At 41.3% G+C, this 26,050-nt stretch carries 26 protein-coding genes and 1 pseudogene; 11 read left to right on the top strand and 16 right to left on the bottom strand.

The window, feature by feature from the left end:
• Positions 1 to 57: 57 nt before the first annotated feature.
• Both CVT07_RS10450 and CVT07_RS10445 read right to left on the bottom strand, forming a co-directional pair.
• Entirely contained in the window at positions 58 to 582 is a 525-nt protein-coding gene (locus CVT07_RS10450; protein WP_103575376.1) for a methyl-accepting chemotaxis protein, read from the bottom strand.
• A gap of 768 nt (positions 583 to 1,350) precedes the next feature.
• Positions 1,351 to 1,872 (bottom strand): annotated as a pseudogene (locus CVT07_RS10445) (cache domain-containing protein); the annotation flags it as partial.
• Between the two features lie 555 nt (positions 1,873 to 2,427).
• Here CVT07_RS10445 and leuC point away from each other — a divergent pair.
• A complete protein-coding gene (gene leuC / locus CVT07_RS08775) occupies positions 2,428 to 3,693 on the top strand; it encodes a 3-isopropylmalate dehydratase large subunit (RefSeq protein WP_012140464.1) in 1,266 nt (421 codons plus the stop codon).
• Between the two features lie 312 nt (positions 3,694 to 4,005).
• On the opposite strand, the gene CVT07_RS08770 is transcribed toward leuC, so the two are convergent.
• The gene (locus CVT07_RS08770; protein WP_107936489.1) at positions 4,006 to 4,263 is read right to left on the bottom strand and encodes a SemiSWEET family transporter; all 258 of its coding nucleotides are present in this window, start codon (positions 4,261 to 4,263) and stop codon (positions 4,006 to 4,008) included.
• Between the two features lie 226 nt (positions 4,264 to 4,489).
• On the opposite strand from CVT07_RS08770, the gene CVT07_RS08765 reads away from it, so the two are divergent.
• The 6 genes from CVT07_RS08765 to CVT07_RS08740 all read left to right on the top strand — a co-directional run bounded on the left by CVT07_RS08765 (position 4,490) and on the right by CVT07_RS08740 (position 12,622).
• The gene (locus CVT07_RS08765) at positions 4,490 to 5,053 is read left to right on the top strand and encodes a molybdenum cofactor guanylyltransferase (RefSeq protein ID WP_107936491.1); all 564 of its coding nucleotides are present in this window, start codon (positions 4,490 to 4,492) and stop codon (positions 5,051 to 5,053) included.
• The gene (locus CVT07_RS08760) at positions 5,046 to 6,008 is read left to right on the top strand and encodes a phospholipase A (protein ID WP_107936493.1); all 963 of its coding nucleotides are present in this window, start codon (positions 5,046 to 5,048) and stop codon (positions 6,006 to 6,008) included. Before CVT07_RS08765 ends, CVT07_RS08760 begins: the two co-directional genes overlap by 8 nt.
• Positions 6,009 to 6,173: 165 nt before the next feature.
• Positions 6,174 to 7,568 carry a GntP family permease gene (locus CVT07_RS08755; protein WP_107936495.1) on the top strand — a complete coding sequence of 465 codons (1,395 nt, stop codon included), beginning with the start codon at positions 6,174 to 6,176 and terminating at the stop codon, positions 7,566 to 7,568.
• Complete coding sequence (locus CVT07_RS08750; protein ID WP_107936497.1) at positions 7,565 to 8,695, top strand: glycerate kinase family protein; 1,131 nt, start codon at positions 7,565 to 7,567, stop codon at positions 8,693 to 8,695. The genes CVT07_RS08755 and CVT07_RS08750 overlap by 4 nt, the downstream gene beginning before the upstream one ends.
• A 185-nt stretch (positions 8,696 to 8,880) precedes the next feature.
• On the top strand, positions 8,881 to 9,618 hold the full coding sequence (locus CVT07_RS08745) for a 4Fe-4S dicluster domain-containing protein (RefSeq protein WP_107936651.1): 738 nt from the start codon (positions 8,881 to 8,883) through the stop codon (positions 9,616 to 9,618).
• Between the two features lie 13 nt (positions 9,619 to 9,631).
• Complete coding sequence (locus CVT07_RS08740) at positions 9,632 to 12,622, top strand: molybdopterin dinucleotide binding domain-containing protein (protein WP_107936499.1); 2,991 nt, start codon at positions 9,632 to 9,634, stop codon at positions 12,620 to 12,622.
• Between the two features lie 455 nt (positions 12,623 to 13,077).
• On the opposite strand, the gene CVT07_RS08735 is transcribed toward CVT07_RS08740, so the two are convergent.
• The 10 genes from CVT07_RS08735 to CVT07_RS08690 form a co-directional block, all read right to left on the bottom strand.
• Positions 13,078 to 13,938, bottom strand: a complete 861-nt coding sequence (locus CVT07_RS08735; RefSeq protein WP_107936501.1) for an AMIN domain-containing protein — start codon at positions 13,936 to 13,938, stop codon at positions 13,078 to 13,080.
• A 5-nt stretch (positions 13,939 to 13,943) separates the two neighbouring features.
• A complete protein-coding gene (locus tag CVT07_RS10305) occupies positions 13,944 to 14,126 on the bottom strand; it encodes a hypothetical protein (RefSeq protein WP_178140078.1) in 183 nt (60 codons plus the stop codon).
• 104 nt (positions 14,127 to 14,230) lie between these two features.
• Positions 14,231 to 15,481, bottom strand: a complete 1,251-nt coding sequence (gene eno / locus CVT07_RS08725) for a phosphopyruvate hydratase (RefSeq protein ID WP_002940828.1) — start codon at positions 15,479 to 15,481, stop codon at positions 14,231 to 14,233.
• Complete coding sequence (gene recA, locus CVT07_RS08720) at positions 15,481 to 16,578, bottom strand: recombinase RecA (protein ID WP_107936503.1); 1,098 nt, start codon at positions 16,576 to 16,578, stop codon at positions 15,481 to 15,483. The genes eno and recA overlap by 1 nt, the downstream gene beginning before the upstream one ends.
• Positions 16,579 to 16,640: 62 nt before the next feature.
• The gene (locus CVT07_RS08715) at positions 16,641 to 17,129 is read right to left on the bottom strand and encodes an addiction module antitoxin (RefSeq protein ID WP_107936505.1); all 489 of its coding nucleotides are present in this window, start codon (positions 17,127 to 17,129) and stop codon (positions 16,641 to 16,643) included.
• Positions 17,130 to 17,137: 8 nt separating this feature from the next.
• Entirely contained in the window at positions 17,138 to 17,935 is a 798-nt protein-coding gene (locus tag CVT07_RS08710) for a UDP-N-acetylmuramate dehydrogenase (RefSeq protein WP_107936507.1), read from the bottom strand.
• Positions 17,932 to 18,201, bottom strand: coding sequence for a flagellar biosynthesis protein FliQ (fliQ, locus tag CVT07_RS08705; protein ID WP_228027488.1), 270 nt, complete (start codon positions 18,199 to 18,201; stop codon positions 17,932 to 17,934). The genes CVT07_RS08710 and fliQ overlap by 4 nt, the downstream gene beginning before the upstream one ends.
• Complete coding sequence (locus CVT07_RS08700) at positions 18,198 to 19,070, bottom strand: menaquinone biosynthesis family protein (RefSeq protein ID WP_107936509.1); 873 nt, start codon at positions 19,068 to 19,070, stop codon at positions 18,198 to 18,200. Before CVT07_RS08700 ends, fliQ begins: the two co-directional genes overlap by 4 nt.
• 55 nt (positions 19,071 to 19,125) lie before the next feature.
• A complete protein-coding gene (locus CVT07_RS08695; protein ID WP_107936511.1) occupies positions 19,126 to 19,623 on the bottom strand; it encodes a chemotaxis protein in 498 nt (165 codons plus the stop codon).
• 8 nt (positions 19,624 to 19,631) lie between these two features.
• Entirely contained in the window at positions 19,632 to 20,720 is a 1,089-nt protein-coding gene (locus CVT07_RS08690; RefSeq protein ID WP_107936513.1) for a nicotinate phosphoribosyltransferase, read from the bottom strand.
• A gap of 127 nt (positions 20,721 to 20,847) precedes the next feature.
• Between CVT07_RS08690 and modA the strand changes: the two genes are divergently transcribed.
• The 4 genes from modA (at position 20,848) to CVT07_RS08670 (ending at position 24,083) form a co-directional block, all read left to right on the top strand.
• Positions 20,848 to 21,546, top strand: a complete 699-nt coding sequence (modA, locus tag CVT07_RS08685) for a molybdate ABC transporter substrate-binding protein (protein WP_107936515.1) — start codon at positions 20,848 to 20,850, stop codon at positions 21,544 to 21,546.
• 8 nt (positions 21,547 to 21,554) lie between these two features.
• Positions 21,555 to 22,214 (top strand): molybdate ABC transporter permease subunit, encoded by a 660-nt coding sequence (locus CVT07_RS08680; protein ID WP_107936517.1) that lies wholly within the window; start codon positions 21,555 to 21,557, stop codon positions 22,212 to 22,214.
• An 85-nt stretch (positions 22,215 to 22,299) separates the two neighbouring features.
• A complete protein-coding gene (gene accB / locus CVT07_RS08675) occupies positions 22,300 to 22,752 on the top strand; it encodes an acetyl-CoA carboxylase biotin carboxyl carrier protein (RefSeq protein WP_002940019.1) in 453 nt (150 codons plus the stop codon).
• Entirely contained in the window at positions 22,752 to 24,083 is a 1,332-nt protein-coding gene (locus CVT07_RS08670) for an acetyl-CoA carboxylase biotin carboxylase subunit (protein ID WP_004317853.1), read from the top strand. The genes accB and CVT07_RS08670 overlap by 1 nt, the downstream gene beginning before the upstream one ends.
• Positions 24,084 to 24,243: 160 nt before the next feature.
• On the opposite strand, the gene CVT07_RS08665 is transcribed toward CVT07_RS08670, so the two are convergent.
• The 3 genes from CVT07_RS08665 to hisIE are packed head-to-tail and all read right to left on the bottom strand — an operon-like array spanning position 24,244 to position 26,049.
• A complete protein-coding gene (locus CVT07_RS08665) occupies positions 24,244 to 24,795 on the bottom strand; it encodes a DUF2393 family protein (RefSeq protein WP_021088134.1) in 552 nt (183 codons plus the stop codon).
• On the bottom strand, positions 24,795 to 25,325 hold the full coding sequence (locus CVT07_RS08660) for a DUF2393 family protein (RefSeq protein ID WP_009295394.1): 531 nt from the start codon (positions 25,323 to 25,325) through the stop codon (positions 24,795 to 24,797). Before CVT07_RS08660 ends, CVT07_RS08665 begins: the two co-directional genes overlap by 1 nt.
• Positions 25,315 to 26,049 (bottom strand): bifunctional phosphoribosyl-AMP cyclohydrolase/phosphoribosyl-ATP diphosphatase HisIE, encoded by a 735-nt coding sequence (hisIE, locus tag CVT07_RS08655; protein ID WP_087583526.1) that lies wholly within the window; start codon positions 26,047 to 26,049, stop codon positions 25,315 to 25,317. Before hisIE ends, CVT07_RS08660 begins: the two co-directional genes overlap by 11 nt.
• Position 26,050: the final 1 nt, after the last annotated feature.

Here is a 26,050-nt window from a genome sequence, read left to right as displayed (position 1 = left end):
AGAAATGTTGCAAAAATGTTTTAATGAAATGTCCTAGCTGGCTTGCTAGGACAAAAGTTAAAATTTGTTTTTAGCGACCTCTTTAACGATCTGATCAGCGATCTCATCGACTTCGTTTGTGGCCTTGTTTGTTTGATTTGCCACTTCAAGATTTTCTTTTGTTAGGTTGTCGATGTCAGCAACTAGAGTGTTTATCTGAGCGATCGCTATGGTTTGCTCGTTTATGGCTGCACTCATATCATCGATGTTTTGCGTTAGGATATTTGCATTTGCCTCGATCTCACCAAGGCTTTTTTGAGTGCGCTCGGCTAAATTTCTAACCTCATCAGCCACAACCGCAAAGCCTCTGCCATGCTCTCCCGCACGTGCTGCTTCAATGGCAGCGTTAAGGGCTAGTAAATTTGTCTGATCGGCGATGTCGTGGATGATGGTGATGATATTTTTTATCTCCTCAGACTGCCTTTTGACATCGTCTGATCTTGCATTTACCTGCCTCATAGACGCACTCATCTGCTCAACCGCAGCTGCACCCTCAGAGAGCGAAGTCGCACTCTTGTTTGCCTTAGTCGTTAGCTCTTGCATGTAGCCTTTTAGCGCTTTAGCGCGGTCTTCTAGCAGTTTTGCGACATCTTCATTATTTTTTAGCATCTGCGCGATCTTATCGCCAAGTGCGTCGATGCCTTTTGCGATGACGCCCTCGTCGTTTATCCTAGCGGTAAAGTCATTTTTAAAGTAAATTTCTAGCGCTTTCAAGATATCGTGCTCATTTGAAGCGATATTTGTCTTTAGTGAGTCACGTAGATCGCCAAATGCCTCTTTTAGCTTTAGCAGAGCTTGGCTATTTGTCGTCGCTTCTAGCGTTGCTCTAAAGTCGCCACCTTTTATCTTGCTTACAAATTCTTGCGTTTTGGCTAAAAACTCGCGCTCGCTATTTAAATTCTCTTTTGTGCTCTCTATGTTTTCGTTGATGATGCTAGCCATAACGCCTAGCTCGTCGCTGCTTTTTAGCTTGATAGGCTCGACATTTGAAGTTTTGTTGTTTATAAATTTAAAGACCTCGATTAGCCCATTTTGTATCGTTAAAACCGGTCTTAAGAAGTATCTAACGACCACCATAATAGCGATGATGACCGAGATCAAAAATAGGCTAAACATCAAAATTTGCTTGTTTGAAGCGCTTTTTATCTCAGCTACAAACTCATCAGCATCAGCCACTATACAGACGTTCCAGCCTGTTAGCTTTTGGTTTTGGCAGTAGATGACGTTTCTCATACCGTTATGGAAAAATAGCGAAACCTTGTCGCCATCTATGCTGTTTTTCATATTTTCTTTGATGAGGTTTTTATAGGTTTCATCTTCTTTTGAGACTAAATTTATATCAGGATGAACTATCACTTTGCCAGTATCATCGGCGATCATGATATTTGAAGTTTTGGTTGTTTTTATCTCTAAAAGCTCCTGACTAAAGCTGTTTAAGAAGATATTTGCGCCAATTACCGCTACTAGCTGGTGTTTGTCATTAAAAATAGGAGCGTAGGCTGTGGTGGTTAAATTCTTTGTCGTGACATCTATGTATGGCTCTGAAAATCCAGGCTTGCCGCTGCTGCTAGCACCTTTAAACCAAGCCCTTGTGCGACCATCAAAATTTGGTATCAAAAATGGCTGGTTGTTTTTCAAAAGATCGGTTTTTATAACGTTGCCGTTATCTGCATAGCCCACAAATAGCGCGTCAAATGGTGAAATGATAAAAGCACCTTTTAGCGCCTCAGCTATGTCGTCCCTGCTGGTATAGAGCTTTTTATCCTCAAGCTCTTTTGCAAAGTTTTGCACCATGTGAAGTCTTGATTTTAAAAACTCATCGACAAAATACATCGTCGATTTTAGCCCAGTTTTGCGGACATTGTTGTAGGACTGAATTTTTTCCGATTTGGAATTTGAGTAGTTTATGCTAAAAAATATGCCTATGCCTATTAGCATCCAAGCTGTCAGCAAAAAGGCTATCTTGTTAGACAAGCTAGAAAAGAGTTTTTTCATCTTAAATCCTTTTAAAATTTTCGGCGTATTTTATAATAAAAGTTAAACAATATCTCTTAATTTTTATTTTTAAGAAAAAATGGCAAAAAGTAGCTAAATAACGCTTGTTATGATAAATTTTACTAAATTTTATTAATTTATTTATCGAAAGTAATAAATAGAGTATTTTAGGGCTTTAGCATAAAATTTAAAGCTAAATTTTACATTGAATTTATTTTAGTTGCTTAAATTATAATTTTAAAATATATAAAAAAGAAAATGCTATCTTGTAAATCTTATCTGTCCAAATTTTTAGCATAAATTTTTTGTCAAATTTATAGTGATTTAAAGCACTAGCTAAATATCTTTTTATACAAATTTCGTTAAAATCGCCCCAAAATTTAAAGGAAATTTATGAAACAAACCATCACCGAGAAAATATTTTCAGATCACGTTGGCAAAGAGGTAAGCGCAGGAGAGATCATCGAGAGTAAGATCGATATGATCATAGGCAACGACATCACGACGCCTATCTCGATCAAGCAGTTTGAGCGAAGTGGCGCTAAAAAGCTAGCTAACCCAGACGGCTTTGCTATCGTGATGGACCACTACATCCCGACAAAGGACATCTTAAGCGCAAATCAAGCCAAAATTTCACGTGAATTTGCCTACAAACACGACCTTAAAAACTATTTTGACGAAAAAGATATGGGTATCGAGCACGCGATTTTGCCTGAAAAAGGCCTAGTCATCCCAGGCGACGTCATCATCGGTGCAGACAGCCACACCTGTACACACGGCGCTCTTGGGGCATTTAGCACCGGCATGGGTAGCACCGACCTAGCTTACGCGATGATCACTGGCAAAAACTGGTTTAAAGTGCCTGAGAGTATCAAAGTCGTCTTTAAAGGCAAGCTTGATAAGCACGTTTATGGCAAGGACCTCATCCTTGAGATCATCCGCCAAATAGGCGTTGATGGCGCACTTTACAAGGCGCTTGAGTTTAGCGGCGAGGTGATAGATGGCCTTAGCATGGATGATAGGTTTTCAATGTGTAACATGGCGATCGAAGCTGGCGCAAAGAGCGGTATCATCGCGGTTGATGAGATCACAAAAGAGTTTTTAAAAGATAAAAATTTACGCGATAAACCAAAATTTTTCTACTCAGACGAGGGCGCAAAATACGACAAAATTTTAGAGATCGATGTCACAAACCTTGATCCAGTCATCGCATATCCATTTTTGCCAAGCAACGGCAAGAGCGTAAGACAGGCTGTTCGCGACGATCTAGCTATCGATCAAGCATTTATCGGCTCATGCACAAATGGCCGTCTAAGCGACCTTCGCATAGCAGCGCAAATCCTAAAAGGTAAAAAAGTAGCTCGCAAAACAAGGCTCATCATCACTCCAGCGACGCAAAAGATCGCAAGAGCTGCTGAAAAAGAGGGGCTAATCGACATTTTCATAGAAGCTGGCGCAGTTGTGAGCAACCCAACATGTGGTGCTTGTCTTGGCGGATATATGGGAATTTTGGGTGCAAATGAACGCTGTATCTCAACGACAAATAGAAATTTCGTCGGCCGTATGGGCGATAGAACGAGTGAAATTTATCTAGCTAACTCGGCGGTTGTGGCGGCGAGCGCGATAGCTGGTAAAATCGCTGATCCAAGAGACTTATAGGCGTTAGCTTTTAAGTATCTTTGAATGAGTTAGAAATTTTCACACTTCGATAAACTATGTGTTTTATCTTGTGTGAAAATTTTGTCACAACATCCAAATCTATCTTAAAATCTTGCTGCTAAATTTTAAAGCCCGCTTCGCGATACTTTGCCTTACATTTTTGACAAAATTTGATGAAATTTCTTGTGAAATTTACTTTTAGACCTGTCTTAAATTTGATATTTTAGTTTATTTGTAAAATTTAGATTTGTTAGCCGATAAATTTGCAAATTTACCGGCTATTTTTAGTATAAAAAGCTTGAAGCTAGCGCATTAAAACGCTGTTATAGTTGCCAAAAGTCCAAAGATTATGCCTAGTAAGTTTGCAGCTGCTAGCGGATAGTCTCTTTTGGCTTTTAGTAAGCCATAGCTAGTCCATATCGTGCAGTTTAGCGCAGCAGCTAGTGGCTGTATATAAGGCGTTTTGTTGCCATCAAGGTTGCCCATTATTTGTGGGATGTATGAAAAATACATAACAACCGATAAGCACGTGCCTATCCAACCTAAAATTTGTAAATTTCTTTCACTCATGTGATCTCCTTTAAAAGTAAGCCATTATATTATTCTTAGCTTTATGATTAGCGTGGTAAAAAAATTAATTTTATCTGCTAAAAAGTAGCCCATTGTTTTGGCAAAAGCGCCCATTTTTGCAAATTTAAGGGCAAAGCTTTTATCAAGTGATAATAAATTTAAAACAAGATGAGTTAGAAAATTTGGTTATACTTTTGTAATTTTTTGAAATTTAAAAGGATAAAAGATGCAAACTTGCGTCATTTTAGCAGGTGGCAAGAGCTCGCGCATGGGTCAGGACAAGACCTTGCTGCCATTTGGGGGATTTGAAACACTCACGCACTATCAGGTCGCTAAATTTAGCAAAGTTTTTGATGAGGTTTTTGTAAGCTCTAAATTTGAGAAATTTAACCCGCCTCTAAAGCTCATAAAAGATGAGAGCAGTGAGGATTATTCGCCGATGTTAGCGCTCTACTGCGTGCTAAAAAGCTTTGATCATAGCGTCTTTATCATCCCAGCTGATATGCCATTTTTTGATCTTGTAAGCCTTGGCGAGCTGACTAAATTTAAAGATGAATTTGACATGGTTGTGGCTGGTGATGATGAGCATATCCACTCGCTTTGTGGTTTTTTTAGTCCAAACTTAGCCCCATTAGCCAAAGAACTTTATCTAAAAAATGAGCACAAAATCGGACTTTTACGAAAAAACTGCAAGTGCAAGATAGTAAATTTTGATGACAAAGAGCAGTTTTTTAACGTAAATTTCCCAGAAGAGTACAAAATAGCAAATGAAAAGATGAAAAATGAGTAAATTTACATTGCTTTTAAGCCTTAGCCTTACATTTTTGGTGGCAAACAGGACGGATGACTTTAAAAGGGCGCAAGAGCTTGAGCAAAGTGGCGATATAAAGGGTGCGATGCAAATTTATAAAGAGCTAGCCAAAAGCTCTTTAAGCGAGCAAGAAGCGGTGCAAAATGTGCAAGCAAGTGAGCCAACACCAAATGATGCGAAGCTAAAGCAGGCTGATCTTTTAAGAGATAAAAGCGATAAAAATTTACAAAATGCACTTGGCATCGAGCTTTATAAATTTAACTATCTTTTGCCAGTAACTTACGCTAAAACTGTCCCAGATGACGGACGAAAGAGCGTTGAGACGAAGTTTCAAATAAGCCTTGCAAAGCCGCTATTTTACGACGTTTTTGGTCTTAGAGAGAGCCTTGTGGCAGCATATACGCAAACTTCTTGGTGGCAGATAACAAAAACTTCAGCTCCTTTTCGTGAGACAAACTATCAGCCTGAAATTTTCTTAAATTTCGCCTCTCCAAAATACCTAGAGCAAATAGGCGTGAAAAACCTAAAATTTGGACTTTTGCATGAGTCAAACGGACGAGATGGCACCAACTCGAGGAGCTGGAACAGAGCCTACGTGCAAGGCGATCTTGTCTATGGAGATTTAACCATTTCACCAAGAGTTTGGAGTGTGATCGGCGAAAAGAACGACAATAAAGAAATTTTAAACTACATCGGACACGGAGACCTAAGGCTTAGTTACAAGCTAAATGATCAAATTTTTAGCCTAATGCTAAGAAATAACTTACATTTTGATAAAACAAATAAAGGTGCGGCCGAGCTTTCATATATGTTTCCGATATTTTCAAGTGGCGTTTATGGCTATTTGCAGTATTTTACAGGATACGGCGAGAGTTTGATTGATTATGATAGGCACACCGACAAGGTTGGTCTTGGCTTTGTTATTTTAAAATAGCCTTAAAAATTTAATCTTATAAAGTGGCTAAATTTGGGCAGATTAAGTAAATTTTAGATAAATAACGAAAAAAATTTAACTAATAGAAAAACTTAAAAATATTAGAAAAAATATAAGCAAATTTTGCTAAAATCACTGGCAAAATCTCACAATAAAGGAGTTTTCATGAGCGGTATAGCTTTGATTGTCTGTTTTGTTATAGCAATCATCCTTATGATCGTTATGATCTCAAAGTTCAAGGTGCATCCATTTTTGGCACTTATGAGTATATCTTTGGTGCTCGCGATCGTCGCAGGTATCGATCTATCCAAGATCCCAGCGATGATAGGCGTTGGTTTTAGTGGCACATTTAAGAGCATCGGCATCGTCATCATCTTTGGAACGATCATCGGTACAGTGCTTGAAAAAACTGGAGCTGCGCTAAAGCTAGCTGACATGGTCGTAAAGCTAGTCGGACAAAGACGCCCTGAGCTTGCCATGCTTATAATGGGCTGGGTTGTAGGCATACCAGTATTTTGCGATAGCGGTTTTGTCGTCTTAAACTCTATCCGCGAGGCACTTTATAAGAAAATTTCAGCAAGCCCAGTTGCTATGTCAGTAGCACTTAGTGGCGGCCTATACGCTTCTCACGTCTTCATCCCACCAACTCCTGGCCCGATAGCCGCTGCTGGCACACTTGGCCTTGGAGGGAATTTACTTCTTGTTATCATCATGGGTACAGTAGTTTCGGTGCCTGTTTTGGTAGCTGTTTATTTCTTTTCAAAAAGCATCGCTAAAAGCGTAACTATCAGCGATAAAGAGGCTGACGCTACGATAACGGCTAGCTACGAGGAACTTTTAAATAAATTTGGCAAATTACCTAGCGGATTTTTAAGCCTTGCTCCTATCATCATGCCTATCATTTTCATGGCGGTTGGCTCTGTGGTTGATGTTTTGGCAAAACAAGGCATGCTTGATAAAGCTGCGCTCTTGCCAAAGATATTTTTATTTTTAGGTAACCCTATCATCGCTCTAGCTATCGGCGTGATCTTTTGCGTATTTTTACTAGCTGAAACTAAAAAGATGAGAGAATTTGACCATATAACAAACGAATCATTAAAGATCGCTGGTCCTATACTCTTTATCACCGCAGCTGGCGGCGTTTTGGGCAACGTCATCACTGAGGCTGGCTTTGTAAATTTCATAAAAGAAAATGCCTCAACTATAAAAGCGATAGGAATTTTCTTCCCATTCATCATCTCAGCCGTGCTAAAAACAGCTCAAGGAAGCTCAACCGTGGCTATCATCACGACAGCCTCTATCATGGGTGCATTTAGCGCCGATAACTCGCTCATGCACACACTTGGCTTTACGAGTGAAATTTCAGCCGCTCTTTGTGTCATGGCGATAGCATCAGGTGCGATGTGCGTATCTCACGCAAACGACAGCTACTTCTGGGTAGTGACAAACTTTAGTAAGATGACCGCAGATCAAGGATATCGCACACAAACAGCGATGACATTTATCATGGGCGTTGTTGGTATGATCAGCGTTTATATACTATCTTTGGTGCTTTTATGAGAATTTTGGTTGCGATTGATTCATTAAAAGGCTCGCTAAGCTCACTTGAGGCGGGCCTTGCTATAAAAGAGGCGCTTGAAGACTTTTGTGACGTCGTCGTAAAGCCAGTCGCTGACGGCGGCGAGGGCAGTGTGGAGGCTATGGCTGACGCGCTTGATGCGAAATTTATAGATACCATTGTAAAAAACCCGCTTGGCACTAAAATTTTAGCTAGATATGCCCTAAAAGACGACCTCGCCATACTTGAGATGTCAAGCGCTTCAGGACTTACTCTTATAAATCCTGATGAGAGAAATCCTATGAAAACTAGCACATTTGGTTTTGGTCAGATGATAAAAGATGCCATTAGTAAGGGTGCTAGAAAATTTATCATAGGCATCGGCGGAAGTGCGACAAATGACGCTGGCACAGGCATGCTAAGCGCTCTTGGCTTTAAATTTTATGACAAAAACGGCGCTTTGCTTGAGGGCAAAGGCGAGGATTTGGCTCAAATTTGCGAGTTTTCAGACGATGAGGCGCTAAAAGAGCTAAAAGAGTGCGAATTTTTAATCGCCTGTGACGTGGATAACCCACTTTACGGACAAAAGGGCGCTGCATATGTCTATGCCCCACAAAAGGGCGCAAATGGCCGCATGGTAAAGCAGCTTGATGACGGCTTAAAGCACTTTGCAAGCCTTGTAAAAGAGAAAAATGGCACTAAATTTCACACGCAAAAGGGCGCTGGTGCAGCTGGCGGACTTGGCTTTGCTTTTGTGGCATTTTTGGGCGCGAAGCTCAAGCCTGGCATCGAGATCATCACGCAGACAATAGCACTTGAAGATGAGATCAAAAAGGCTGATCTTGTCATCACTGGCGAGGGCCGCATGGACTTTCAAAGCACCATGGGCAAGACCCCAACAGGCGTGGCAAAGCTAGCTAAGAGACATCATAAGCCAGTCATCGCGCTTGCTGGAAGCGTGCAAAGGTGCGCCAAAGACTGCCACAAACACGGCATAGATGCCTATTTTTGCATACTAAATGAGCCAATGAGTCTTGAAGAAGCCATGCGAAAAGATAATGCCCTTAGAAATTTAAAGATGACCGCCGAGCAAGTCATCCGCCTTTATATGCTAAACCACAAAGCATAAATTTAAAAAGATAGAAGCTAAATTTCTATCTTTTTCTCTTTAAATTTAACTTCAAATTTTACCTACAAAGTGCTACAAAAATTCTCAAAATTTAATACATTTTGCAAAAAGATAAAATAAACTTTAGAAAAAAAATTTACTATGTTAAAATAAGAAAAACTTCTAAAAAGAAAGGAGAATTTCTTATGCAACAGACCCTAAACTCTCGTCGCAGTTTTATCGCAGCTGCAGGACTATTTTTTGCTACGACTGCACTAAAGGCGGCACCAAAGGACTTTAGTGGTAGTGGTGTTCGCTACGGCATGGCGATAGATCTAACAAGATGTGTTGGCTGTCAGTCATGTACTATGAGCTGTATGTTGGAAAACGACGTTCAGCCAGGTGCTTTTAGGACCATCGTCTCTGAGTACGAGGCAAAGGATAAAAGCGGTAAAATGGCGGTCATTGCGTCACTTCCAAGACTTTGCAATCACTGCAACAAACCAGCCTGTATCGACGTTTGTCCAACAGGAGCAAGCCATCAAAGAAGCAACGGCATCGTAAAGATCGACACAAAAGAGTGCATAGGCTGTGCACTTTGTGTGGAGGCCTGTCCATATCATGCAAGATATCTTAGCTTGCATACCTATAAGGCCGATAAATGCACCTTTTGCGACCACAGACTAAGAGCGGGACTTCAGCCAGCATGCGTAGAGAGCTGTGTGGGCGGTAGCCGTATAATAGGCGATCTTAACGATCCTAACTCAAATATCAGAAAATTTCTAGCCACACACGAGACTATGGTCATAGATAGCCCTAAAAATACAAATCCACAGGTGTTCTACCATGGCGTTAGCGAAATTTTGGCTAAAAACGATAAGAAACTCGAGCTTGATAATGGATATAAAAAGGTTATCAGCTGGAGCGAAGAGATAGCACAGTAAAAGGAGACAAGCAATGCAAAGAAGAGAATTTTTAAAAAGATCAGCCGTACTCTCAACACTAACCGCGAGCGCTGTGCTAGCAGATGGCGAAAAAGACGACTACAAACCGCAGTCAAACTCACTAGAGCCTGAATTTAGCGTAAAAGATGGCAAAATTTCACTTAACGACGGACATAGCGTTGTCTTTTCTATGTGCCACGGCTGTACAACGAAGTGTGGCATAAGACTTCACGTAGATGATAAAAACGATCGCGTTTTAAGATGTAGCGGCAACCCATACCACCCACTCTCAAACGTACACTGGGCAAATTTTGACACATCGATAAACGACGCTTTGCTTGCCACGACACTAAGCGGCGAAGATGAAAAGCGAGCCACGGTTTGCGCTAGAGGAGTGATATTACCTGAGATGATAGACTCGCCTGCAAGGATACTAACTCCGCTAAAAAGAGTTGGCAAAAGAGGCGAGGGCAAGTGGAAGAGCATAAGCTTTGAGCAGCTAGTAGAAGAGGTCGTAGAGGGCGGAGATCTCTTTGGTGAGGGGCACGTGGACGGGCTAAGAGCGATATATAGCGACGAGCTAATCGACAGCGAAAATCCAGAGTATGGCACTAAGCGCAACCAATTTTTAAGCTTTTACCTATATGACGGACGCTCAGACATCGTTGATCGCTTTGTCAAAAAGTCATTTGGCACTATCAATCACTACTCACACGGCGGAATTTGCGGTGGTGGCTTTAGGGTTGGCGGCAAGATCGCACACAACGCAAAGGGCTTTGCACACACAAAACCAGACTATGAAAACTCTAAATTTGTTATCTACTGGGGCACTTCGCCGTCAAATGGTGGCAACCCTTTCCAAAAACAGGCAAAAATGCTCTCTTACGCAAGAGGCACTAGAGATGACTTTAGCTACGCAGTGGTCGACCCAAGCGTTACAAACGCTGTAAAATACGCCTCTTCAGACAAAGGCCGCTGGATAGCGATAAAGCCAGGCACCGACTCAGCTCTAGCCATGGCTATGATACGCTGGATCATAGAAAATGAAAAATACGCTACAAACTACCTTATCCAGCCAAATTTAGACCAAGCAAAGCTAGCAGGTGAGATACACTGGTGCAACGCCACGCATCTAGTCATCACCGAAAAAGGTCACAAAGACTACGGCAAATTTGCACTTATCAATAACGAGTGGCAGGTCTGCTCGCAAGATGGCAAGATACAAAGCTACAAGGTAAATGAACCAGCCAAGCTCTACTACAAAGGTAAAATTTTAATAGACGGCAAAAAAGTCGAGGTAAAAAGCTCAATGCAGCTTTTAAAAGAGTCAGCCTATAAGCATAGCTTAGAGGAGTACTCAAAAATTTGTGGTGTGAGCGTTGAAGATATCATCTGGCTTTGCGAAAATTTCACCAAAAACGGCAGACAGGTGAGCACAAATGTGCATGGCGGTATGATGCATACGCAAGCTGGCATGACTACTTTTGCGATACTTTGTCTAAACACGCTAATGGGCACTTACGGCTATAAAGGCGGCAACGTCAATGCAAGTGCCGGCACACACGAGTTTTTAAAGGGCAGATATGATCTTGAGAACTTTGAAGGCGCTTATAAGCCAAATGGTCTAAATTTATCAAGATCAGGCAAATACTACGAAACAAGCTCTGAGTATAAGCGCAAAGTGGCAGCTGGAGGCAGCGGCTATCCATCAACTCAGCCATGGTATCCTATCTCTATGCCACTTGTAAACGAAACGCTTACAAGCCACAAGGCTGGCTATCCATACAAAGTAAAAGTTTTCATAAACTATATGACAAACGTACTTTACGGCCAGGCAGGACTTGAAAGAGCGGTTTTAGACGCGCTAAAAGATAGTAAAAATTTACCACTTTTTGTGGGTATCGACGCCTTTATGAACGAGACAAACGCCTATGCTGACTACATTGTGCCAGATGGGGTAAATTTAGAAAACTGGGCTCTTCCAAACTCTCTTTGGGGAACGATCGCTAAAACTTCAGTCGTGCGCTATCCAGCTGTTAGCTCAAAGCAAGCAAAGGATAAAAATGGCGGCGTGATCGACGTTGAGGCGTTTTATATAGCCGTAGCAAAGAGACTTGGACTAAAAGGCTTTGGCAAAAATGCCTTCAAAGATAAAGACGGAAATTTCATGGACCTTGACGTAAAAGAGCAGTACTACGCGGCTGCACTAGCAAATTTAGCCTTTGACGGCGAGGGCGTGAAAGATATAAGCGACGAGGACAAAAAGCTTAGTAAGATATCAAGAGTGATGACAAAGTTTGATCCTTATCTAAAAGACGAAGAGAAGCCAAAAGTAGCGCACGTGCTAGCAAAAGGCGGCAGATATGATAGCTACGAGAGCGCGTACAAGGGCGATAAAGCAACCGTAAAAGTGCCAGCGCCTACGCCAGCTTCGATCTACTATGAGCCACTTGGCGGACACAGACACTCAATAACAGGCGAATATATGCCAGGAGTGCCAAGTCTGATGCTACCAGTCGCGAGTGACGGCACGCCGCTTGAGAAATTTTTCCCACGCTCTGAGTGGAAATACACAGTTAGCTCAAGAAAGTCAAATATCCAGCACTTCTACACCTTTGTTAGCCCAAGGCTAAGAGCTGTGCATCCTAGCAACTTCATAAGGATGGCGCCAGATGTGGCGAGCGAGCAGGGCATTCGCTCAGGCGATAAGGTCAAAGTGACTACGCCTTATGGCGCGCAAGTTGGCGAGGCGTTTGTAACGGACGGCGTTGCTAGCGGGGTTATCAGCATAGAGCATGGATTTGGCCATGATGAGTTTGGTATAAGAACGCACATCGTCGATGGAAAGCCAGCTTTTGGGATAGCAAATTTAGAAAAAGGGGTCAATCACAACAAGCTCGGACTTCTTGATCCAAAAAGAAATGGCGAATTTAGCCTAAATGACTGGCTGGTTGGTACTTGCGCTAGACAAGCACTTCCTGCAAAGATAAGAAAGATAGGCTAGTTTGATAAATTTGGCGAGCAGAGTAAAATTTGCTTGCCAAATTTCATTTTCGTGAGAGCTTTTGTATTGTGGCGTAAATTTATATGCATAGCAAGCTTTTAGGCTGCTTACAAGCTAAAAATTCTCACATATTTATAGGGCTTCATAGTTAAATTTAATGTTTTAAATTTTGCATTGGTTAAATTTAATATCATCTGAAGCGTGCCAGCTGCTCCTTCAAGCAGCGTTTTAAATTTGCATGGGTTAAATTTACTATTGATAGTTTGCTTTTAGTGCCCTAGTTTGCCAGATCCTCAGCCACTTTGGCAGCGAGTTTTAGCTTGTCACTATCAAAGTGCGTGTAAATCGCTAGGTATTTAGGCTAGCATTCCTAAAAGATTTTTACACTAGTTTAAGCCTTTTTGGTTACGACAAAGAGAAATTAAAAACAGCAGGCTTAAATTTAAATATAAAAACTATAAAAGCTTAAGCACATATCCATTTTCAGCGGTTTCAAGCTTATATTTATGCATCTTATCAAGCTCTAAAACTACTCTGAAATACTTATCATGCCAGCCGATTATGACGTTTTTAAATGTCTCGTTTTCAAGCTTTAAATTTCTAGTTTTAAAGCTTCTTGGAGGTTTTGCAAAGTCAAGTACGATCTTGTTTTTCTCGTAAGCAAAGTGCTTTAAATTTTTAGCTTTTGTGATGATATTTAGCTCTTTTTCATGCGCTAAAAAGCTCACAAATCCTAAGAATTTAACCTCTTTTTCGCTGCTTTTTATCTCTTGAACAGGTTTTGAGGCGGGTTCTATCTTAACTTCTACTACCTTTTGCTCAGGCTTAGCTGGCTCTTTTGCTTTTTTTGTGCCAAGGTCGATCACCACGACATTTGGAGTTGGCACATCTGAAGTTTTGTTTCTATCTTTGTTTGAAATTTTAGTCTCATTTTTTTCTATTATAACCGGCGTGCTTACCTTTTGAGCTGGCACCTCTGCCATCGTGACAGAAACGTCTAGTTTTTTAGCTGCGACTGGTTCTGGATTTTTCATCTTGCTTAGGGCAAATTCATCGTTCCAGTCGATAGTTTTGTTTATATCAGTTAGTCTTTTTTCTTTTATGCTGCCGTCATTTGCTCTATATCTTATGGTGACATCAAGTAGTAGCATCGCATCGCTTGGAAATTTAAATGAGAGCGAGTTGAAGCTGTCATATTTTTCTACGACGTTTGTCGTCATAACGCTTGTGTTTAGCTCGCTAATAGGCATAAATGGGTTTTCTCTGGCGCATAAGCTCGCTACTAATAAAGGTAAAACTAACCAAATTTTCTTCATCGTTCCTACTTTTTGTTGGAGTCTGGCTCAAGGCCTTGCAATTCAAAATAATCTTTTTGCAGACGTGCATTCATTTTTTTCAAAATTTCCACGTCTTCGCTAAGCCTCTCTTTTTTGCTCTGAAGGCTTAGCATCACATCAAGTGAGCGTTTGCCAAACATCATGTTGCCCACGTAAAAGGCAAACATAGCCACGCAAATGGTGGCTATGACGTAGCGCAGTGTCGGCCGAACAAATTTTACGATTTTATGAAATATGCCATCTTCTTTGCCATATTCATCTAAAATTTCGCTCAAATATTATCCCCTAAAAACTCACCCGCCTCAAGCTCGATCTCAAGCAAGCGGTTGTATTTCGCGTTGCGCTCGCTTCTTGAAGTGGCACCTGTCTTTATCTCGCCAGTATTTAGAGCGACTGCAAAGTCAGCGATAAACGCATCTTCGCTCTCGCCGCTTCTGTGGCTCATGATGCAGCGGTAGCCGTTTCTTTGAGCAAGGCGGACAGTTTGCATAGTTTGCGTGACTGAGCCTATTTGATTTGGCTTGATTAAGATAGCGTTTGCGATGTTTTTCTCAATGCCTTCGCGTAAAATTTTCTCATTTGTAACGAAAAGATCGTCGCCAACTAGCTGCACCTTGCTGCCAAGCCTTTTTGTAAGCTCAGCCCAGCCGCTCCAGTCATCCTCACTAAGGCCATCTTCGATAGAGAATATCGGATATTTTTCGCAAAGTTTTTCGTAGTAGCTAATAAGTTCGTCGCTGCTAAATTTTTTGCCCTCGAGCTCGTATTTGCCGTCTTTGTAAAGCTCGCTTGAAGCGACGTCAAGCGCTAGTTTTATCTGGCTGCCTAGCTCATATCCAGCCTCTTTTACAGCCTGAGAGATAAGCTTTAGCGGCTCTTCGTTGTCTTTTAAATTTGGAGCAAAGCCACCCTCGTCACCGACAGCTGTGCTGTGGCCAGCTGCGTTTAGGATAGATTTTAGCTTATGATAAATTTCAGTTGCAGCTCTTAGCGCCTCGCTAAATGTGCTAAAGCCAAATGGCATGATCATAAATTCTTGAAAATCAACGCTATTATTTGCGTGCGCGCCGCCATTTATGATGTTAAACATCGGCACTGGCAAGATGCTAGCGTTTGCACCGCCAAGGTAGCGATAAAGCGGGATATTTAGGCTCTTTGCAGCTGCGCGAGCTACCGCCATAGATACGCCAAGGACTGCGTTTGCGCCTAAATTTGAGTAGTTGTGCGTGCCATCAAGCTCAAGCATCTCCGCATCGACTGCCTTTTGATTGTAAGCATCAAGTCCTATCACTGCTTCTGCGATCTTTTCGTTTACATTTGAAACAGCCTTTAAAACGCCTTTGCCAGCGTATCTCTCGTCTTTATCACGAAGCTCTAGCGCCTCACGCTTGCCAGTGCTTGCGCCGCTTGGTACGATCGCGCTTGCCTCGGTGCCGTCGCTTAGTCTAACTGTCGCACGAACTGTTGGGTTGCCTCTGCTGTCTAAAACCTCGTGAGCTTCTACATCTTCAATAAATACCATTATTCATCTCCTGCTTCGTTTGTGTCGTCGTCTTCGTCTTTTGCGCCGCTGCTTATTAGGTGGTCTATCCCCATTGAGCCTTTTATCGCCGCTACTATCTCGTCAGAAATTTCTGGGTGCTCTTTTAGGTAGGCTTTGGCGTTTTCTCTGCCTTGACCTAGTTTTTCGGCCTTGTAGCTAAACCACGCGCCTGATTTGTCGATGATGTCGAGCTTTACGCCATAGTCGATGATCTCGCCCTCTTTGCTCACACCCTCGCCAAACATGATGTCAAATTCAGCCACTTTAAATGGAGGCGCGACCTTGTTTTTTACGACTTTTGCCTTTGTGCGGTTGCCGATAGGCTCGTCATTTTGTTTAAGTGTGGCTATCTTTCTAACGTCTATTCTTACAGATGAGTAAAATTTAAGTGCATTACCGCCAGTTGTGGTCTCTGGCGTGCCATATCCCATCATGCCGATCTTCATACGAATTTGGTTGATGAAGATAACAGTCGTCTTCATCTTGCTTAAAATTCCAGTTAGCTTTCTAAGCGCCTGGCTCATTAGTCTTGCTTGCAGACCAACGTGTTGATCGCCCATATCGCCGTCTATCTCGCTCTTTGGAGTAAGAGCTGCGACGCTATCAACTACGATAAGATCGATCGCACCGCTTCTTGCAAGTGTCTCAACGATCTCAAGTGCCTGCTCGCCAAAGTCTGGCTGAGAGACGTAAAGATTGTCGGTATTTACACCTAAATTTGAGGCGTATTTTACGTCTAGCGCGTGCTCTGCATCGACAAATGCACAAATTCCGCCAGCTTTTTGCGCTTCAGCGATGATGTGAAGTGTGAGCGTGGTCTTACCAGAGCTCTCTGGTCCGTATATCTCGATGATCCTGCCTTTTGGGATGCCGCCTATGCCAAGAGCCAGATCAAGCCCTAGCGAGCCAGTCGGTATCGACTCGATAGCCTCAACCTCTTTGTCGCCAAGTCTTAAAAGCGTGCCTTTGCCAAAAGCTTTATCGATCTGCTTTAGCGCAAGCTCGAGCGCCTTTTTCTTGTCCGCTTCGCTCTCTGGGATAGCTATCTTTTTGTCACTATCTTTTTCTTTTGCCATTTTTTACCTTATAGTTGAAATTTGGCTTGATTTTATCTAAAAAGAGATGAATTTTACTTGATTTACTCGCAAATTATAATATTTTCGCCAAGCAGCGCAGCGCTATCAATAAGAGCAAAAAGCTGCTCTTTTTCAAACAAAAATCCATAAATTTGATCTTCGTTTTTTAGTATCGCTAGCTTAAATGGCTCTACAAGCGAGCTGGCGCAAAGGTTTAAAAAAGCTTCATCGATACTATTTTGCGAAATTTGGGGTTTGGTTTTGAAATTTTCTTCTTTTATAAAAGAGATAAATTTCTCTTGCGAGGTAGATTTATTAAATTTAAAAATTAGTTTTTCTTTTAAGGCCTGGGCTAAAATTTCATCAAATTTAACTAGGTCGATGTGATCTTTTACGCCTAAAATTTTGGCAAAATTTAGCAGATTTTTATCATAACTAGCCACATTTTTCTCATGCTCGCTTTGTGCCTTTTTAGCCCTATAAATGGCGTAAAACCCGATAGCTATAAACAAAAGTGAAAGGGTAAAAACTTCGCTCAAAAACTCACTCATCATCATCCTTATAAAATGCAAACTTCAGTCTTAAGCTCTACGCCAAATTTCTCTAAAACTCTAGCTCTAGCCAAATTTATAAGGCTAGTGGCGTCCTCAAAGCTTGCGTGGTTAAAATTTATCAAAAAATTTGCGTGCTCTTCGCTAAATTTCGCTCCGCCGATAGCGTATCCCTTTAGTCCAACCGCCTCAAGCAATGCCCCTGCAAAGTGCCCTTCAGGATTTACAAAGCAGCTGCCAAAGCTAGCGCCTTTTGGTTGATTTGCCCTTTTTGCACTTATAGCTTCAGATATGCTTGCATCAAAGCCGCTAGAAAGCTCAAATTTAGCCCCCAAAATGGCCTCATCTATGCCGCTGTGGCGGTAGCTAAAGCTTATCTCTTCTTTTCTCACCCAGCCACGAGCCAGACGCACATGCGTGAGGTTGTCACTTATGCTAAATTTAAGCAGTCCAGCGTTCATTTTGATAAGTCCGCCAAGTGTGCCTGGGATATTTTTTAAAAACTCTAGGTGAGCGATGTTGTTTTGTTTGCAGAAGTTATAAATTTTAGCGGATTTTGTCGCAGCACCTATCTCAAGACAAATTTTCTCATCACAAATTTCTAAATTTATATAGTCAAAGCTCTTGCCAAGCATCGCCATTTTTGGGGGATTTGGCGAGATAAGAAGGTTGTTGCCCCCGCCTATCATCACAGCGCCTAAAAAGTGAGGCGAGCTTAGATCTTCAAGGCTATCAACCTCGAAAATTTCATACACGCCGCCTATCCTAACTGAGGTAAATTTAGAAAAATCAACAAGCCTCGTCACTGGATAAATTCCGGTATAAACTCAAGCATGCGAGTGGTAAATTCAACCATCATCGAGATCATCCAAGGCATCAAAAATATGATGACAACGACGACTAGCAAAATTTTTGGTACGAAGCTTAGCGTAGTTTCGTTTATCTGCGTGGTCGCTTGAAAAATGGAGATGATAAGACCTGCTATTAGTCCGCTTAGTAGCATCGGAAGGCTGATATAAAGGGCGATCTTAAAGGTTTCAACTCCAAGTGAGACAAGCGTACTTTGCATCAGCTAAACCTTACTTCGTTGTATTCAGTTGGGATTAGGTAGTCGTTTACGTCGATAGCTTTTTCAAAAAAGCCTTTGTCATAGCCTATTTGATATAGCTTATTTAGCGCTTTTAGCTGCGTTTCGTTCATGCTTATTGACTCGTCATTTGCGTATAAATTTAGATACGTTTTTAGCTCATCTTTGCCAACTCTGATGAGGTTTCGCTCCATTAGCATGTGAGATAAAAATGGCTTGTGCGAAGTGGCGATCCTAACCGCCTCGCTAAGCACTCTCTCGCACTCGATCGCGTCGGTTATGGGTAGGCTTCGTCTAAGCGCCATGCCACCAAGTGGAAGCGGTAAATTTTCGCCGTTTAGCTCGCTCCAGATGTCCCAAATTTCGCGCTCTACGCGGAGCTGGTCTGAGAAATTTAAGATACTTTCATGTATAAGCACGCCAGCATCTACCTCGCCGCTAATCACGGCATTTTCGATCTCAAGAAAATTTTTATAAACGATCCTTGCCTCTGGGTAGGCTATGCGAAAGAGTAGGGCGTTTGTCGTGTTTTTACCAGATAGCGCGACCTTGAAATTTCGCTTTAGCTGCTTATCTTTTAGCTTGATAAGCTTTGGACCATATCCATTGCCAAAGCTCACCGCACAGCGCAAAAGCGCAAATTCATCGCAAATTTTTGGATAGAGTGCAAAGCTGATCGCCGTTGCCTCGTAAGTGCCTTTTAGCGCCTCATCATTTAGCGTTTCTATATCAAGCGCCTTTGATGTAAAGGCTAAATTTTTACTGCTAACCCAGCCAAATTTGACCGCGGCATACATGAAAATATCGTCAGCGTCCGGCGAGTGAGCGACGTTTATAGTTTTTAGATTGTGCAAAGATGATCCTTTTTTTGATTACGCCATTTTAATGAAATTTATTTAAAATAAAGTTTTAAGGGCGGTTTTGAAACGATTTTACCAGCTTTGCCTCTTTGAAATTTAGCACGTATTTCACGTCTATGGCGTCTTTAGCCCCTTTTCTTCGAGCTTGGAGCGTTGAGTAAAACGGATGCTTAAGTTCTAGCATCTTAAGCAGTTTTTGATCGCTATCTTCTTTTTTTATATTTTCAACGATTATTGTCGTTATAAATTTGCCCTCAAACTCGTAAAATGGCCAGACTATCACGCCTGCGTCGCTTGATTTAAAGTCCGTAATTTTAGACTTTTTAGGGATATTTAGCATGGAGATGATCTTTTTGCGCGAGTTGTCCGCATTTTGCACGGAGATCACCTTTACAAGCAGGTCTTTTTTGACTCCGATGCCATTTTGACTAAAGCGATAAACTCCGTCCTCAACTATGCCAACCTTTTCAAAGGCGTTAGCATAGTTTGCGGCGGTGCAAGCGGTCAGTAAAAGCGCTAGAATCGTTAAAATTTTTATAAATTTCATCTTCTCTCCTAAAATTTAACTCTCTTTAGCCTATCTGAAGCGAAATTTTTTCTGCCAAATTTAGCCTCACTTTTACCGTTTAGCTCGACTAGATCGCCCGTAAAGCCACAAATGTCATTTTTAACAAGATAGCTTCCCACGCCGTAAATATCAACTGGGGTGTTAAATTTCTCAAATTCACTCATTTTTTGTGGGTTAAAGCCTGAGCTAACGACGATTTTGACGTGCTTAAAGCCAGCTTTATCAAGTGCCTCTCTTAGGGCAAATATAAGCTCCTTACAAACGCCGTGTGGGTCAAATTTGCTCGTATCTTTGCCTTCAAAATACCTATCTATCAAATTTTTACTAGTATCAACTCTAACTGCGCCAAGCCTCTCTTTTAGGGCATTTGCAGCCTTTAAAGCATCTGTTATCACGTCGTTGTTGTAATCAACCAAGGCCGTGATCTGCTCGTTTTGAAAGGTTTTAGCGTAAATTTGGCAAGCCTTCACCACGTCTCCGCCACACATTTGAATGAGCGCGTGAGGCATGGTGCCACCACCTTTTAACCCTGTAAGCTCGCCCTGAGCGTCTGTGGCGACCTTTTTTATACCGCCGATAAATGAAGCATATCCGTCGCCTGGCTGCGTGCAGATGTCGTCTTGTCTATCAGCCATGCTAAAGACGTCCTTGCCATTTGCCGCTTTTATCACATCTCTGGAGTTTGTCGCCACGCAGCTTCTTCTAGTGAGCGTTGCGTCGATGACGTTTTCTAAAAAACCAAAATTCTCATACTTGCCACTTATCTTTAAAACTGGCTCGTTTGCATTTATGATATCACCATCATCAAGCGCGTAAATTTCAAGCTCGCTTTGGTTTTTGGCAAATTTATTGATGATAGCTAAAACCTCATCGATGCCACAAAGCACGATATCATCACGCCTTTGAAAAAACTGCATAGTCACGTGCTGATCAGGCAGGTTTTGCTTAATAATCTCATTTACTTTTAGAAAATATTTCGCCGTAAAGTAGCCCTCGCCGATCCTTTGATCTAGCTTAAAAGTCTTATCTGTTAGCCTATCTATCTTGCCTTGCATCTTTAGCTCAAGTTCGTTCATGTCTGTCCTTTTGTTTTTGCGAGATTATACCATTTTAGAAAAAGAGTAAAATTGTAAAAATATATTTTAAGAATATATAAGAGTATATTTTATAAAATCGTGAAATTTTATTTTTAAAGGAAAAAATATGAAAAAATTTTTGCTTTTAATGGCAGCAGTCTTTGCATTTGGCAATGAAAATTTGCTAGTTAGCGCGGGCGGTGGATATAAAAAGATAGTCGAAGCAGTCGCGCATAATCTCAAAAAAGATGGCGTAAATATCGACACCTCTTTTGCAAACATCACAGCGATCATAGCGCAGGCAAAAGAGGGCAAAACTGACGTGATCGTGGGCGATGAGGACTTTTTGAAAAAGTCTGATCTAAAGATTGCTGAATATGTAAATTTAGGATCTGGCGCCTTGGTGCTAGCTACTAAAAAGGGCGTGAAAATAGAAAAAATTGACGAGCTAAAAACGCTTACAAAAATCGCTATGCCAGACGCGGCAAAGACTGTTTATGGCAAGAGAGCAAATGAGTTTATGCAAAAAGCAAACTTAGAGGGCGAGCTAAAGGATAAAATTTTAGCAGTTGCAGGCGTGCCACAGGTCGTTACCTATATATTAAACGGCGAGGTTGATGCTGGCTTTATCAACCAAACTGAACTAAACGCACACAAGGACGAATTTGGTAGTTTTATCTTGATAGATAAAGCTCTTTACGCTCCAGCAAACATCGTAGCTGCAAAGCTTGAAGGATGCGAGAAAAAGGCTGATTGTGTTAAATTTATAGACGAGTTAAAAAGCGAGAGATCAAAAGAAATTTACGCTAAATTTGGCATAAGATAAGGTTAAATTTGCAAGAGCTCTCTTGGCTATTTGATCCACTATTTTTAAGTGTAAAGGTCGTTTTGTGTCAGGGGCTTTTGCTCATTATTTTTGGGTTGGCTCTAGCTTATTTTTTAGCTTTTAACAGGTCTAAATTTAAAGCATTTGCGGAGATGATAGTCACCTTTCCTCTCATATTTCCGCCCATTGCGACGGGATTTTTACTGCTTTATCTGCTTGGCAAAAATGGCATCATCGGCAAGGCTTTAAATTTAGAGATCGTCTTTAGCTTTAAAGCACTTGTGATAGCAGCTTTCATAGCCTCGCTGCCACTTTTTGTAAAGCCAGTAGCTTCAGCGCTTAGCTCACTTTCAAAAAGCCTAAGTGAAGCAGCATACAGCCTTGGTAAAAATAAATTTCAAACAGCCATTTTGGTGCTTTTCCCAAGCATCGCAAAAAGCGTGACAGCAGCCTTTATCCTAGCGCTCTCGCGAGGGCTTGGCGAGGTTGGCATAACGCTCATTTTAGGTGGCAATATCATAGGCAAAACAGACACCATCTCACTTGCCATCTACAACGCAGTCTATGACGGCAGAAGCGATCAGGCACTCGCTTTAAGCCTTGTTTTAGTTGTGCTTAGTTTTATCTTATTTTTTATTATAAATTTGCTAGAAAAAAGTAGGATTTAACACAAATTTTATGCCAGCTAAAAATTAAATTTATTTAAATTTCGCTACAATTAGGGGCTTATATAAAAATTTAGGAGAATTTTCTATGAAAAAAGAAGATATAAAAGAGCTTATCGAATTTTTTAATGGTATGGAGATGAATCATATCAAGATAAAAAGTGGTGATTTTGAGGTCGAGGTAGAGAAATTTGCTGATTATTGCGCGCCTGCAAAGCCAGCGGCACAAGCAGCAGCTCCAGCGCCAACACCTGTAAATGTTGTCGTTAGCTCAGAGGTAAAACCAGCTGCAAATTCGCCAAAAGATAGCATAAAATCTCCTATGGTAGGTACTTTCTACGCTGCTCCAAGCCCAGGCGCTGCACCATTTGTAAAAGTAGGTCAAAGAGTGAGAAAAGGCGATGTAGTGGGCATCATCGAAGCTATGAAGATCATGAACGAGATCGAGGCTGAGTTTGACTGCCAGATCACTGAGATGCTAGTCTCTGACGGACAGCCAGTTGAGTTTGGATTGCCGTTATTTGGCGTGGAGAAAAATTAATGGAATTAAAAAGAATTTTAATCGCAAACCGCGGCGAGATCGCTCTTCGTGCTTTGCGAACGATAAAGGAGATGGGTAAAGAAGCCGTTGTAGTTTATTCAACCGCTGACAAAGACGCGCTTTACGTAAAATACGCCGACGTAGCCATCTGCATCGGCAAAGAGCGCTCAAGCGACAGCTACCTAAATATCCCAGCTATCATAAGCGCAGCTGAGATCAGCGAAGCAGACGCTATCTTCCCAGGTTATGGCTTTTTAAGTGAAAATCAAAATTTTGTTGAAATTTGCTCACACCACAAGATCAAATTCATTGGACCAAGCGTTGCTGCGATGGCTTTGATGAGTGACAAGAGTAAGGCAAAACAGGTCATGCAAAGAGCTGGCGTGCCAGTCATCCCTGGCTCAGACGGCGCTGTGGCTGATACAAAAGCTGCAAAAGAGCTAGCCAAAAAGATCGGCTATCCTGTCATCTTAAAAGCTGCGGCAGGCGGCGGCGGACGCGGTATGCGCGTGGTTGAAAAAGAGGCTGATTTAGAAAAAGCGTTTTGGTCTGCTGAGAGCGAAGCGATGAGTGCATTTGGCGATGGCACGATGTATATGGAAAAATATATCCTAAATCCACGCCACATCGAGGTTCAAATCATCGGCGATAGCCACGGCAACGTGCTTCACATAGGCGAACGCGACTGTTCTATGCAACGCCGTCACCAAAAACTGATCGAAGAGAGCCCAGCCATCTTACTTGATGAAAAAACAAGAGAGAGGCTACATGAAACTGCCATAAAAGCGGCAAAAGCGATCGGCTACGAGGGAGCAGGTACGTTTGAGTTTTTGGTTGATAAAAATTTAGACTTTTACTTCATTGAGATGAACACGAGACTTCAAGTCGAGCACACAGTAAGCGAAATGGTAAGTGGGCTTGATATCATCGAGCTTATGATAAAAGTGGCTGAGGGCGAAAAGCTACCGTCACAAAAGAGCATAGAGCTAAAAGGCCATGCGATCGAGTGCAGGATCACAGCTGAGGATCCAAACACCTTCACTCCGTGCCCTGGCAAGATCACAAAATATGTCTGCCCAGGTGGCCGCAACGTGAGAATGGACAGCCACATCTATCAAGACTACTCTATACCGCCGTATTATGACAGTATGATCGGCAAGCTCGTAGTTTGGGACACTGATAGAAATAGAGCCATCCACAAGATGAAAGTAGCTCTTGATCAGCTCATAATAAGCGGCATCAAAACAACAAAAGACTTTCACATCGCCATGATGGAAAACAAAGACTTTTTAAGTAACAACTACGATACAAACTATCTTTCAAGACATTAAAAATAAATTTTAAACCATTGTCTTTTTGGCTTTGGTTTAAAATTTCATATTTAAATTTTATTTTATATAAGCCAAATTTTTAGATTGAGCTATTTTAAGAGAAATTTAGCCAGATTGTAACTACAAAATGCAATAAATACTAAAAATTTATCTAAATTTATTAGTAACAACTAAGTTTTGTGATATTCATGCCATTTTTAAAATATGGCGGATAGGGCATAGTCACTGTAAATGGAACTGCTTTTTGCTTTGGCAAATTTTGAGCTACGTCAAATTTATATGCCACAGTGTTTGGCCTCTCGTCCTCATCGCCTCCAAAAACCCATGAGAAAAATGAGATCCCGCTTGGTTTAAATAGCGCCTCACCGCCAAGATCGTTTTTGTTTAGCGGTTGATTTATGAGCTTAATTGTAAGGGTGCATTTGCTAATGGTAAATTTGCCGACATTTCTTACTTGACCCCGAAATACAATGCTTTCATTTCTTAACACTCGCTCGCTTTTTACGCCCTCGACTATGCCTTTTTTGGTGTATTTATCAAGAACTAGCATCAAAAAAATGGCAAGCGTGGTTGAGACCAAAATATTTGTAAAAAGTAGCGATAAAAATAGCTTTCGCTCGGCTCTAAGCGAGAGCACAAGAAATAAAATAGAAAGTAGTGCGATCGCAAAAAGCACGATGATATGAACGATGGTAAAGTAGTTTGAACTCATCAAAAACACTCCGCTTTTTTGGTGATATTGTAGTCAATGAAGGCAAAGTCATTGACAAATTCTCTTATCTGCTTGCTCTGCTTTGGCAAAAGCGCTTCATTTAAAATGATCCTTTTTTTAGCAAAAGGGTTTAGCGAATTTAGAAAATTTCTCGTGCTTTGCTTTGAACCAAGGTAGAAGCCAAGCTCGATTTTGCAAACGTTTAATGTGTAGTTTGAATTATTTGTGATGTTAAAATCAACCATCAACGCATCTACATATTGAAGCTGTTTTGTATTTATTTTGCTTATGCTAACTGGTCTTAGATTTTCATTTATATATTTGTTTGCGTAGTAGTTGCCTGCAAAAAGTCCCAAAAAACCAGCTAGGATAAACAAAAATCCTATCTGCCACCATGATTTTATCGCGACGAAAATTCCTAAAAGCACGATAAAAATAAAGGCTAAAAAGACCCAACCATAGGCTAGAAAGTCGATAAGTTTGGCGTTTTGAAGTATGAAAAGTATGTTATGCTTGATGCTATTTAACATCTCGCGATCTTTTTTCTTCGATGCCACTCATGCCAAAACGCCTTGCAAGCTCGTTTTTGACGGCATCTGGATGTATGTTGTGGGCTGAAAGTGCCACAAGTGCGTGAAAGCAAAGATCAGCTGCTTCATAGATGAGGTCATTTTTTGCTTTTTGCTCATCTTGTTTTATCTGCTTGGCAAAACTAAGCTCTTTTGCCGCCATGACAAGCTCCGTAGCCTCTTCGCCAACTTTTTTTAGAATTTGATTTTCACCCTTTTTAAAAAGGCTTGCCACGTATGAAGTTTGCGGGTCAGCATTTAGCTTTCTATCTTCTATAACGTGATAAAGCTCGTCAATGACGCCGTAACTTGGCTTTTTAACCTCGCATTTTTGATCAGAAATTTCTAAATTTTCTAAATTTATCTCGTTAAAAAAGCAAGACCTTGCCCCAGTGTGACAAGCAGCGCCTCCATTTTGAATGACTTTTAAAAGCAAAGTGTCGTTGTCGCAGTCTAAAAACGCAGCCTTGATCTCTTGTGTGTTGCCACTCTCTTCGCCTTTTTTCCAAATTCTATTTTTAGTGCGTGAAAAGTAGTGAGCGTAGCGGCTAGATAGACTTAAATTTAGTGCTTCTTCGTTCATAAAAGCAAGCATCAAAACCTCGTTTGTAGCATGATCGCAAACCACCACCGGGAGCAATCCACTAACCTTTTGCCAGTCTATACTTTTTGCTACGCTATTCATT

The organism is Campylobacter concisus, from assembly GCF_003048875.2.
Taxonomy (GTDB): domain Bacteria; phylum Campylobacterota; class Campylobacteria; order Campylobacterales; family Campylobacteraceae; genus Campylobacter_A; species Campylobacter_A concisus_AU.
Note: the sequence above shows the minus strand (reverse complement) of the source record. Positions and strands in the feature narration are given on the sequence as shown.